At 36.6% G+C, this 12,553-nt stretch carries 9 protein-coding genes; all 9 read left to right on the top strand.

Annotated features, from left to right (window positions below; all coding sequences use genetic code 11):
- The first annotated feature begins 24 nt into the window (after window positions 1-24).
- The 9 genes from JOS54_RS04590 (at window position 25) to JOS54_RS04550 (ending at window position 12,543) form a co-directional block, all read left to right on the top strand.
- The gene (locus JOS54_RS04590; protein WP_203244461.1) at window positions 25-384 is read left to right on the top strand and encodes a GntR family transcriptional regulator; all 360 of its coding nucleotides are present in this window, start codon (window positions 25-27) and stop codon (window positions 382-384) included.
- Entirely contained in the window at window positions 377-1,261 is an 885-nt protein-coding gene (locus tag JOS54_RS04585; protein WP_203244460.1) for an ATP-binding cassette domain-containing protein, read from the top strand. The genes JOS54_RS04590 and JOS54_RS04585 overlap by 8 nt, the downstream gene beginning before the upstream one ends.
- Window positions 1,254-2,663 (top strand): hypothetical protein, encoded by a 1,410-nt coding sequence (locus JOS54_RS04580; RefSeq protein ID WP_203244459.1) that lies wholly within the window; start codon window positions 1,254-1,256, stop codon window positions 2,661-2,663. Before JOS54_RS04585 ends, JOS54_RS04580 begins: the two co-directional genes overlap by 8 nt.
- A gap of 272 nt (window positions 2,664-2,935) precedes the next feature.
- Window positions 2,936-4,285 carry a metallophosphoesterase gene (locus tag JOS54_RS04575; RefSeq protein ID WP_203244458.1) on the top strand — a complete coding sequence of 450 codons (1,350 nt, stop codon included), beginning with the start codon at window positions 2,936-2,938 and terminating at the stop codon, window positions 4,283-4,285.
- A 40-nt stretch (window positions 4,286-4,325) separates the two neighbouring features.
- Window positions 4,326-4,538 carry a YneF family protein gene (locus tag JOS54_RS04570; protein ID WP_203244457.1) on the top strand — a complete coding sequence of 71 codons (213 nt, stop codon included), beginning with the start codon at window positions 4,326-4,328 and terminating at the stop codon, window positions 4,536-4,538.
- A gap of 149 nt (window positions 4,539-4,687) precedes the next feature.
- On the top strand, window positions 4,688-7,258 hold the full coding sequence (locus tag JOS54_RS04565; protein WP_203244456.1) for an FAD-dependent oxidoreductase: 2,571 nt from the start codon (window positions 4,688-4,690) through the stop codon (window positions 7,256-7,258).
- A 220-nt stretch (window positions 7,259-7,478) separates the two neighbouring features.
- The gene (gene nifJ / locus JOS54_RS04560; RefSeq protein ID WP_203244455.1) at window positions 7,479-11,039 is read left to right on the top strand and encodes a pyruvate:ferredoxin (flavodoxin) oxidoreductase; all 3,561 of its coding nucleotides are present in this window, start codon (window positions 7,479-7,481) and stop codon (window positions 11,037-11,039) included.
- 138 nt (window positions 11,040-11,177) lie between these two features.
- Window positions 11,178-11,507, top strand: coding sequence for a hypothetical protein (locus JOS54_RS04555; RefSeq protein WP_203244454.1), 330 nt, complete (start codon window positions 11,178-11,180; stop codon window positions 11,505-11,507).
- A gap of 16 nt (window positions 11,508-11,523) precedes the next feature.
- The gene (locus JOS54_RS04550; RefSeq protein ID WP_203244453.1) at window positions 11,524-12,543 is read left to right on the top strand and encodes a V-type ATPase subunit; all 1,020 of its coding nucleotides are present in this window, start codon (window positions 11,524-11,526) and stop codon (window positions 12,541-12,543) included.
- The last annotated feature ends 10 nt before the right edge of the window (window positions 12,544-12,553 follow it).

Below are 12,553 nucleotides of genomic sequence, written 5' to 3'. Positions count from 1 at the left end.
ACAGTTAATACAGATGGAGGTAACATGTTTCTATTAAATTTACAATCCAAGATACCTCTTCAAGAACAAATTAAGAATCAGATGATCCGTTTCATTGAAGTTGGTATTTTGAAGGAAGAAGATCGTTTGCCATCGGTTCGACAACTAGCTCAAGATAATGGGATTAATCCCAATACAGTGATGAAAGCGTATAGTGAGCTAGAAAAACAGGGTTTTGTGTACAACATTCCTAAAAAAGGTGTTTATGTCGCAAAAATCAATGTTGAACAAAGTGTGGAGGATGAAATTTTAGACTTTCTAAGACCATTCCAAAGAAATGGAATGAGCCAACAGTGTTTAGAAGCAATCATTCAAAAACTATATAGGGAGGAAGGACATGCTTGAAATCAAAAAAGGAACAAAAGCCTTTGGTCCAAACAGTGTTTTACGTGAATTGGATTTAACCATACCAACCGGTTCTATCTTCGGTTTGGTTGGTATCAATGGAGCAGGAAAATCGACTTTACTTCGTACTATTGCGGGAGTGTATCGATTGAACGATGGTGAAATTTTATTTGAAGGAAAAAATACCTATTTAGATGCGAACATACGTAATGAAATTGCGTTTGTGTCTGATGATTTGTACTTTCCAACCGGTTCTACTATTGCCGGTCAAAGAGTTTTTTACGAGAACTTATATTCCTTTTCTAAAGAAAATTACAATCGTTTTTTAAAGATGTTTGAATTAAAAGAGGAGATGACCATCTCCACTTTATCCAAAGGAAACAAAAGAAGAGTAGCGTTATTGTTTGCTTTATCCATTCAACCAAAGCTATTGCTTCTGGATGAGGCTTACGATGGCTTAGAACCTTTAATTCGTTTGAAATTTAAGAAGGTATTAGCACAACTGGTTGAAAGTGAGCAGTTAACCGTTATTATCTCATCGCATAGCTTGAAAGAATTGGAAGATATTTGTGATTCATTTGGTATCTTAGAGGACGGAAAGCTTCTTCGTACAGGGGATTTGTTGGATTCTAGGGATGATTTGAATAAATATCAGCTGGTTTTTAAACATGATTTCACAGCCAATGATTTCAAGAATTTCGATGTTCTTCATTTTGAAAAAGAAGGTCATGTTTATCAGTTGGTTATCCGTGGTTCAAAACAAGAGGTTCAAGAAGAACTTAATAACTTAAATCCATTACTGTTGGATGTATTACCGGTGAACTTTGAAGAATTATTTATTTATGAATTAGAAAGTAGAGGAAGCTTAGATGAGTAAGGCCTATTTTAAGTATCTTTATCAATCAAAGAGAATACTATGGAACTTTTTAACGCTTATCTTCTTTGCAATTTGTTTTACCCCGTTATTATCAAGCTGGGAATCGAATTACGATCGCTTAATTAAGGTCGTTTCCATTGCCTTTATTTTAGCGCTTATTTTGAGTTTTGTTTTGCCGGGTATCTTCTTCTCAGTTTACCAAAGACGAAAAAGTGCGGATCAGTATTTTTCACTTCCCCTTAGTCGTAAGACTTTATTAGTAACAACAATTGGTTTTGCGTGGGTGTTTGTATTCATGAACTGGTTATTGGTCACTTTATTAGCCCAGTCAATTTTAAGGACTACGATTCAACCTTTTCAATATTTCATTATTTATATTATTTATATGGCAGTTATTATCCTAGTGTTACTTTTGATACATAGTGTGTTGTTTTTAGTCGCAAACAATATATTTGATGGGGTGGTGATGACGTTTGCGTATTCGTTTGTCTTCATGATTGTTTTCTACTTACAAGAATCTTTCTCCTATTCTTTGGTGGCGGGTAAAAATGGTTGGAGTGTTGCTTGGTTTAGTCAATTATTTAAGTTATTTTCACCGGAAATCATGGTTACGGAGGATGTCCAAAGAATTTTCTTAAGAATTTTCTTAGGGAAAACAAATATGTATACTTTTAATAGTGCGTTTTATCCGCCTTGGTTTACGATTACTTTATTGCTTATTTACGGAATAATTGCGACGGTTGGCTTGACTCGTTACTTCATTCGTCGTTCTAGTGAAAATGCGGAATTGGTTTCTAACGATGTTATGGCCTACCCATTTATCGTTCATGTCTACTTGTTTGGTTTGATGATGGCAATCGCTTTCCAATATTGGAATATACCGTTTGTTGCAGTGAGTGTTCAGATATTGGTATTACTAGTGGCGTATGTGGTGGCGATGTTCGTATATCGTCGGAAGATTACCTTATCAAAAAATAATGTTATTAGCTTTATTTTAGCCATTATACTTAGTTTTGGCATTGCTTTTGCGGGTAGAATAACCAAAGGTTTTGGTTTGGCTAATCAGTATAAATTAAAAGTCGGTGAAGAACTGGTTTATAGCGTTGAGGAATATGAAGGCTATAAGTTGCAAGTTCGTATTCCGGTCAATAAAATGAATCAGTATAAAGAAGTTGTGGATATTATGGAAAGGTATCGTAAAAGTGTTATTGATAAGTACTATAAAATAGGCGCAAATTCAAAAGAAAGATGGATTGGTTATTTTGATGTTCATAATGAAACCAAAACAAATAAATTTTTAAATCGATATTCTTATAATATTTATCGTCCATTAAATGATCGAGATATTGATACATTAAAGAAATATCCGGAAATTGTTGAATTTAAGAAAGCAGAAGAATAAGCTTGTATTTTATCATAATTAAAAAGAAATAAAAGACTGGTAAAACAGAAATCTAATTCTTATAATAAACTTGTCAGAGGATTTGTATTTTTCTAACATTTCGATATAAGGGAATTCTGACTAGGACCTCGGTGTTGAATGCTTGATTGAATCAAGAATCCTAAAGAGGAAATAAGAATACCCACCTCTACATAAGAGGGAACATATCAACCTCTGACTTTTTCTATGCTTTTACGACTTTTCATTTCATGGAAATTTGATAGAATAAAGCCGTGCAAATAAAGATATTTCATACAAATGATATTCATAGCCAATTTTCTTTTTTAGAGAATGTATTTGTGTATTTACAAAAACATAGAACAAAGAATGATTTCTACTTAGATGCTGGTGATTATACGGATATTAGTCATAAAATCGTAAGTGCTGATCATGGTCAAATGGCTTTGGAGTTATTATCCCTTTGTCAACCGAATGTATTAACAGTTGGAAATAATGAAGCGGATTTAGGTGTTCATCTGAAAGATTTATTCAAAAAATTCCCTTATATTTCTGCTAATTTAAGTGATGAATTGAATCAACCATTACCACATCTTCCGTCTAGTAAGCTCTTAAAAGTCTTGGATAAGACCATCTTAGTGATAGGACTAACGCCTTATTACAACGAACATTTAAAAGAAAATGGTTATAACAATTTTATGGTGATGGCTCATCTGAAAATACAAGAACCTTTTGCGTGTTTAAGAAGAGTTTTGGATGAAAGAAAAGGGCAGTATGATTATTGTCTTTTACTTTCCCATAGTGGTTATTTTGTGGATGAAAAGATTTTAGAAAATTTTAAAGAGATTGATTTTATCTTAGGTGGTCATTCCCATCAAAAGATTTGTTCTAATCGTTATTTGCAAGGTGGTAAAGGTGAATTTTTAGATGTTTTGACACTAGATGTTTTGGAAGATGGTATTCATTTTTTGAAAAGTGAACAGCTTGTTTTAGCCGATGAAAGAAGTTCTAGCTTTGATAAACAAATGAATATCTATTTAAATAAAGCAGATGCCATTTTAGAAAAGGAAATGGAAGTTTATGATGAGTTAATTTTTGATGCTTTTCATTCTTGTGAGCTGATGCGTTTTCTTTGTGATGCTTTATGGAAGGATTATGGACAAGATTTGGCTGTAATGCACCATGGTATTGCGAACCATTCTCTCCTTCGTCCGGTTAGTCAAAAATCATTGTTAGAAACTTTCCCATCGAAACTTAATCCAACCATGTATGAAATAAAGGGGAAAGAAATCTTAGAAGCCTATTATTTATCAAAGGTAGAAGATCATATTCGTCAATCGGGAAAGGGACCTGGGTTTCGAGGAAATGTTTTAGGTACATTGAGTTTTAGTACCAATGTGGAAGAAAAAGAAAATTGTCTTTTCGTAAATGGTGAAAAGATACTAGAAGAGAGAGTCTATTCGATTGTAACGGATGATTATTTACAAAGAGGAACAGGTTATCCGAGTTTAAAAGTGGCGGATGAGATTTGTCATTATGATAATCGCTTTATTCGTGATGTAATGGAACATCATTTAATGGACAAAGATTTATTTTGCCATATTAAGAACTTGAAAGTCCATTAAAAAATAGATAGAATAAGCAGGTAAAAGCGAGGTAAATTAGATGCCAGAATTTTTTAGTTCATTAGGGATGTTTTTAGCAGGGGCGGTCGTATCGGCTATCGTTACTTTTTTCTTAACAAGACGTGCATTTGAAAAGCAATTGAAAGAAAACCCACCTGTAAACGAAAAGATGATTCGTGCGATGTTTATGCAGATGGGTCGTAAACCAAGTGAGGCTCAAATCAAAGCGGTCATGAAAACTATGAAGCAATAAAGGACAATAAAAGAATTGTTCTTTTTTATGCACAATTCATCCTTTACTTATTCCCTATCGAAAAATGGAACGCCATACATATTATAGTTGTAACAATGTGAAGGCTTTGCTAAGATGAATGTGCATATAGCTATATGCAGGGAGGAAAAATGAAGAAAAAAATCAATTTGTTTTTGAGCTTAGTTATGGCTTTAACACTTGTTGGTTGTTCAAATCAAGGTAAGTATAAAGCCGGTACCTATGAAGGTATAGGTAAAGGACGAAATGGAGATATCAAGGTTTCTGTAAAGGTTTCAAAAGATAAGATTGAAACCGTCAAGGTTACAGAACAAAAAGAAACAGAAAGCATCGCAAAACCTGCTTTAGAACAAATTCCAAAGGCAATTGAAAAAGCCAACCGTGCAAATGTAGACACTGTATCTGGTGCTACTATTACTTCTAAGGGGATTGTGGAAGCAGTTGCTGATGCTTTAAAGAAGGCCGGTGCTAAAGAAGATGGCGGTAAGGCTGAACATAAGAATGTTCCAATTACTTACAAAGAGGGTACTTACGCAGGTAAAGGAAATGGTTATAATGGATTAATTTCTCTGAGAGTTACTTTCTCAAAGGATGGCATCGAAGATATTAAATATAGCAGTAAAGAAACAGCCCACATCGGTAAACCTGCTTTTAATCATTTGGTAAATGATGCCAAGAAAGCGAATGGGGCCGGTATTGATGTTGTCTCCGGTGCAACATTTACTTCCGTTGGCTTTAAGAATGCCTTAGTGGATGCGGCTTCACAGGCAAAGGCTAGTGATTTAGAGGGCTTTAAGAAAAATAAAGTGGTTCGTAAAGCTGGTCAAAAGATAGAAGAAACTTATGATGTGGTTGTTGTTGGAGCAGGTGGAGCAGGTATGGCTACGGCGGTTCAATCGGCACAATCCGGTAATAGTGTTGTTGTGGTTGAAGAAAATGTTGAAATTGGTGGTAATACAGTCGCTTCCGGTGGTCAATTTCAATCGGTTCAAAAGTATTTAGTTTGGGATGCAACGAATCCAAATGCGACAACAGGTACTTATAAAGGCAAGAGCTATAAGAAGGTAAAACAAGCTGCTGGTAATATCACCATTCTTAAGACCATCTTAAATTGGAATGAAAAAGAGTTTGATGGTAATTACTTCAAAAATCATGCGTTTGTGGCCGGGGATATCAATGAATTATCGAAAGCTGGTGTGCATAAGGAGTATCTGGGTACATTACAAGCCTTAAAGAAAGAAATTAAGGCTTACATCAACTGGGCACAACCTAAGTTAGCCGCTGGTACAGCTGAAACAGAATTACCATTGTTCTCAACGGTTAATTTGCACATCTTCCAAACATATTATGGTGGTTTAAGACCAAATGCGAAGAAGACTGAATGGATTTATGGTAACTATGAATTAGTATCGCAATTCGTTAATGGCGGTCAAGATCTTAAGGGCTGGTTAGAATCACAAGGAGCTATGTTTGATAACTCCATTCAACCGACAATCGTGGGTGCTTTATGGAATCGTGAAAATGACTTCTTAGGCTCGGACTTAAATAAAGATGGTGTTCCTGATCGGGATGGTGCCAATAAGAAGGGTAAATCGGTATGGAATACATACTTTGTTCCGACAAAGAATACATTATTAAAGACCGCTGAAAATCATGATAAGAATAAGATTTTATTACGCACAAAAGCGATGGAATTGATTGTTGAAAATGGTAAAGTAACGGGTGTAAAGGCACAGAAATACGATGGTACAGAAGTTGTCTTACACGCTAAGAAGGGTGTTGTTTTAACGACTGGTGGTTACGCCGCTAATATCAAGCGTGTTAAAGAAACAAATAAATACTGGAAAGATGGTGCCATTACGGATTCCACTAAAACCACCAATCGTTCTAGCTTAGTCGGTGCCGGCTTGGATATGGCACAAAAGGTCGGAGCGCAATTAACCGGTATGGGTTATACACAATTAATGCCTATTTCTTGGGTCGATAATGGTAACCTTGCTTTCGGTGGTGGCGACTATGCGATTCATGTGAATCCTAAGACAGGAAAGCGTTATGTTAATGAAGCAGGGGAGCGCGACGTTCTATCTTTAGGCGAATTTGATAATGGTGTTAGCTTTGAAGGTTCTAATGGTACAGTTATTGAAATTGCTAATAACGATCACAATATTCCTGGTCCATACCCATACGGTACACCAAAGGATGAAGATCTTACTTTGTGGAATAGTGATGTAAAGAATCGTCAATACACTCGTACAGTGGATCAATTAGGTGACTTATTCAAGAAACTTGGCTTAGAAACTAATGCTGAAGAAGTGAAGAAGACAATCATGGAATACGATAAGGCTTTAATGACTGGTCAAGATAAGAACTTAAACCCAACCAAAACAGGTTGGACAAGTTTGATTGGCAAGGCTGAAAAGGACGCTAATGGTAAGTACAAGCCGGAAACATACACATTAGATGGTGTTAAGTTAAAGATTCGTCTAATAGCCCCTTCAACGCACCATACAATGGGTGGTTTATTGGTTGACAGCAAGCGCCATGTCCTTGATAAAGATGGTAAAGCCATCAAGGGCTTATATGCGGCTGGTGAAGTAACCGGCGGTATCCATGGTGGTAACCGTTTAGGTGGTAATGCGATTGTTGAAATCTTTGTTTCAGGTCGTATTGCCGCGAAGACGATTGTTGAAGACAATAAATAGAAGTTTCCGGATTAAAAGGGCAGTATTTCATAGGAAATGCTGTCTTTTTCTGCTTAAGAAAAGAGGGATAATCTATTCTTTTGACCTATTTTCTGCCGTGAAATAGTTATCATATAGATATTACATGACTATTTTTAACTAATGAGTGTACCATCTAAAGCAAAAATCCTTTATTTTCAATGCGAAAGGACTATAATTAATTTATATCAAGGAGGACAAAATGAGTACAGAACATAAGAAAGTATTCGAAGCGATGGATGGTAATACAGCCACAGCGCATGCTGCCTATGCGTTTACAGAAGTAGCCGGAATTTACCCAATTACGCCATCGTCACCAATGGCGGAAAATGTTGATGCTTGGTCAACGGCAGGTCGTAAAAATATCTTTAATGATCGTGTTAAGGTTGTTGAAATGCAATCAGAAGGTGGTGCGGCCGGTGCCATCCATGGTGCTTTACAAGCCGGTTCTTTAGCCACTACATTTACTGCTTCACAGGGATTATTATTGATGATTCCAAATATTTATAAATTAAAAGGAGAAATGTTACCGGGGGTTATACATGTGGCTGCTCGTACTTTAGCTACCCATACCCTGAGTATCTTTGGTGACCATTCTGATATTTATGCAGCTCGTCAAACGGGAATTGTTCAAATGTGTTCCCACTCTGTTCAAGATTGTATGGATTTAGCTGGTGTAGCGCATGCTGTTGCCATCGAAGCAAGTGCACCAGTTATGCATTTCTTTGATGGTTTCCGTACATCACATGAAATCGACAAGATTGAAGTGATGGATTATGATTTTTTAAAGTCATTAATTAACCAAGAAAAATTAGTTGCTTTTCGTAAGCATGCCTTAAATCCACATGGCAATTCTGTTGTCCGTGGCGGTACGCAAAATGATGATATTTTCTTCCAAGCCGCTGAAGCCCAAAATAGTCATTTTGAACAAATTCCAGAAATCGTAGCTTCTTACATGAAGAAGGTATCGGATTATACGGGTCGTACTTATGCACCATTTGTTTATACAGGCGCACCTGATGCACAACGTGTTATCGTTGCAATGGGTTCTGTAACCGATACAATCACAGAAACGATTAATACGTTGGTCAAGCGTGGTGAAAAAGTTGGTTTGGTTAAGGTTTACTTATACCGTCCATTCTCAGCAAAGATGTTAGAGGATGTTTTACCGGCTAGTGTTAAGAGCATTGCGGTACTAGATCGTACCAAGGAACAAGGCTCTCGTGAACCATTGTTCTTAGATGTTGTTTCAGCATTACGTAAACACAAAGACCTAACTATTATTGGTGGTCGCTACGGTTTATCTTCTAAAGACACAAACCCATCAGATATTAATGCCGTTTATGAAGAATTAAAGAAGAGTAATCCAAAGGAAGAATTCACAATCGGTATTGATGATGATGTCACGAATTTATCCTTGGCGAAAGCACCAATTTCAGTGGATAGTGATTATACTTCTTGTCTATTCTATGGTTTAGGATCAGATGGTACGGTGGGTGCCAATAAATCGACAGTTAAGATTATCGGTAATAATACAGATCTTTACTCCCAAGCTTATTTTGCATATGACTCCAAGAAGTCAGGTGGGGTAACTCGTTCTCATCTACGTTTTGGTAAGTCACCCATTCATTCTCCTTATTACATTGATAAAGCTGAATTTATTTCTTGTTCACAAGAATCCTATTGTTTCCAATTTGATATGGTTCGTGATTTAAAGGAAGGTGGCACTTTCTTATTGAATACCATGATTCCTGCTGATGAAATTGTTAGTCGTATGCCCAATCGTTTATTAGCCACTTTGGCAAAGAAGAAAGCAAAGTGGTATATCATCAATGCGACAAAGCTAGCGCAAGAAACAGGCATGGGTCGTCATACAAATACCATCTTACAATCGGCTTTCTTCAAGCTTAATGAACGAATCATGCCTTATGATAAGTCGCTTGACTTGATGAAACATTCAGCTGAAAAAACGTATGCTCGTAAGGGGCAAGAGGTTGTGGATGCGAATATTCGTGCAATTGAAGCTGGGGCTGATGGTTTAGTTGAAGTTCCGGTTGATAAAGCTTGGGCTGATTTAACTTACTCAAAGGCTTTATACAATGAAACAGGTGATCGTTATTACGATGAATTTGCACAACGTATCAATGCCTTAGACGGTAATAATATGCCGGTATCAACCTTTGTTGAACAAGGTATATTAGATGGCTCTGTTCGTAGCAATGAAGCTTTCTTAGAAAAAAGAAGCGTGGGTGCTTTCGTTCCGGAATGGGATGTGAATAAATGTATTGAATGTGGTAAGTGTGGATTTGCTTGTCCTCATGCTACAATTCGTTCCGTTTTAATGGATGAAAAGGAATTAGCGAAGGCGGATGAAATCGCTAAAGCTAATAAGCTTGAGCTAACTTACAAAGATCCAACTCCTGCTTATAAGGGTGCTAAAGAAGCTGGTTTGAAGTTCCGTATTCAAGTATCAACGGAAAACTGTGTGGGTTGTGGTGTATGTATCACGGTATGTCCGGTGGACGCATTAAGTGCTAAGGATATTAATACCCAACGTGAACAACAAGCCTTGGCGGATTACTTATATAAGGAAGTTACTTATAAGCCGGAATTTGGTAATAACAATACGGAAGCGGGTGTTTCCTTAATGATGCCTTATTTTGAAGTATCCGGTGCCTGTCCGGGTTGTGGTGAAGCCGGTTATTACCGTTTAGCAACGCAGTTATTTGGTAAGGATATGATTATTGCGAATGCGACAGGCTGTTCGATGATTTACTGCTCCGCAACGCCAGTTTCTCCATTTGTGACTGACGTAAATAATGATGGTCCGGCTTGGGCTAACTCCTTATTTGAAGACAATGCAGAATATGGCTTTGGTATGGCTATTGCTAATGCCTATAAGTCAGCGCATATCTTAAAAATTATGGAAGATAACTTAGATACAGTTGAACCGGAATTGAAGGCTGATTTTGAAGTTTACTTAGCAGCGAATGATAAGCGTGAAGAACAACGTAAGATTAAGGCAAGCTTAGTAGAACACGTTAAGGCATCGAAAGTTGAAGCTGTTAAAGAACTATTGGCTTATGAAGATGATTTAGTATCGAAGTCGGTTTGGATTGTCGGTGGTGATGGTTGGGCTTATGATATTGGTTATGGTGGATTAGACCATGTCATGGCCAATAACTTAGACGTAAACGTGCTTGTCTTAGATACCGAAGTTTATTCCAATACAGGTGGACAATCTTCGAAGTCCTCACAAGCCGCATCCATTGCGAAGTTCGCCGCCGGTGGTAAAGCATTAGCGAAGAAAGACTTAGGTCAAATCTTTATGGAATATGGTACGGCTTATGTAGCATCTGTTTCGATGGGAGCTAACCAAGCACAAACCATCAAGGCTTTCAAGGAAGCCGAATCGTATAAGGGACCTTCCATCGTGATTGCTTATGCGCCATGTATTGAACAAGGTATTAAAGGTGGCTTGATTAACATGCCGGTTACTCAAAAGAACGCTGTTGAATGTGGTTATACAGTTCTTTACCGCTATGATCCACGTAATCAAAAACCGTTAACGCTTGATTCTCGCACACCTAAGTGGGATAAGTTCAAAGACTTCTTAATGAATGAAGGACGTTACTTCAACTTAGTGAAGATTAAGGGTGAAGAAGAAGCGAATAAGCTATTCGATAAGGCTTTACAAGATGCTCAAACACGTTATGCCAAGCTTCAAATGAAGAAGCGCATACAAGACGAGCAAGAAGCTTAAGAATACAAGAAAGAGTGTAATCACTACACTCTTTTTATTGGACTTGCTTATTTAGACTAGAAAATTGTGTAAAATACATGAAAAAAAGTGCGATGTTCAAAATGAGAGTTATAATAATTTGTTGTATGGAGGACAAATATGGAGCTCGAACAAATTAAAAAACTCCTTGATTTAGATGAAAAAACAAGGAAGGAAGTGGCGGCTGCTCATGAAGAAAAAAACCAACTTCTAGCTAAAATTGCAGTTGAAGAACAACGACTTTCTAAAGAAGCTTGGGATAAAGTGAATGAAACCCTTGAACAAAAGGAAAAAGATATGGTACAAGAAGTAGCGGATGAAAAAAAACGTTTGGAACTTAATTTCACTGCCAACAAAAAGAAGCTTGAAAAACAATTTCTTGAACATCGCGAAGAGTGGATCACAATGCTTATCAAGCGTGTTACTTCTTTGGAAGAGGACCATGAGTAGTTCTCATAATGCCATCATGGCAAAAGTTCGTTCCATGTATGGTCATCGCTTGCAAGAAAGTGATTATTTGAGTTTACTCAATAAAAAAAGTGAAGCGGAAGTCGCTACTTTTTTACAAAACAGCGAACTCTTTCATGATTGCTTAACAGGAATTAATGTGAAGGCCATTCATCGTGGTCAATTGGAGGTTCTAATTCGAACAGAAATTTTTCATCGCATCAATAAACTTATTCGTTATATGGAAGCAGACGGGAAGCATCTCGTTCACAATTTAATGGCGAATACAGAAATAGAATTGATTATGATGAAGATTCGTGCTTTATCCTCCAATAACTCGGTTTCAAAGGAAGATTTAATCACCCATATGCCCTTGTATGTTTCGCAATACAGTAGTTTTGATTTTATGGGTTTAAGTGAAGTATCTGATTTTGAAGAACTCTTGCATTTATTAAAGGGAACAGCGTATGCGACGGTGTTAAAACTTTATCGTTCAAAGCCAATTGAGGAATTAGACTTTGTGACCTTAGAACATCGGCTTCATGAAAGAATGGATGAAGAAATGATGATGTACATTCGCCAATTTGGTCATGAAGATACGCAAAAGAAGATGAATGAGATAGTAAAGATTGTCATCGAATTAGAGAACATTCAGATTATTTATCGATTGAAGAAATACTTTCAATCAAAACCCGAACAAATCCGTCCTTTATTGATGAAACAATCCGTCTTTATTCCTTGGAAGACTTTAATGGAATGGTTGGATACTTTGAATGCCGATCAAATTTTAGAAAAACTGCAACAAACAAGGTATAAAAAATACATTGGATTCAATCATTTTCAATACATTGAACATTTCACAAAACGGATTCAGTATGAACTAAATCGTCACTTGATTTACCAAGAATTAAATCCAAACATTTTAATGTTTGCTTACATTCATTTAAGTGAAATTGAAATTCAAAATTTGATTGATATCATAGAGGCTGTTCATTATGGCATTAGTCAAGATCGAACGAGAGCGCTATTGATTTATTAGAAGAAGGTAT

Origin of the sequence: Bulleidia sp. zg-1006 (genome assembly GCF_016812035.1) — a bacterium.
In the GTDB taxonomy this organism is placed as follows: domain Bacteria; phylum Bacillota_I; class Bacilli_A; order Erysipelotrichales; family Erysipelotrichaceae; genus Bulleidia.
Note: the sequence above shows the minus strand (reverse complement) of the source record. Positions and strands in the feature narration are given on the sequence as shown.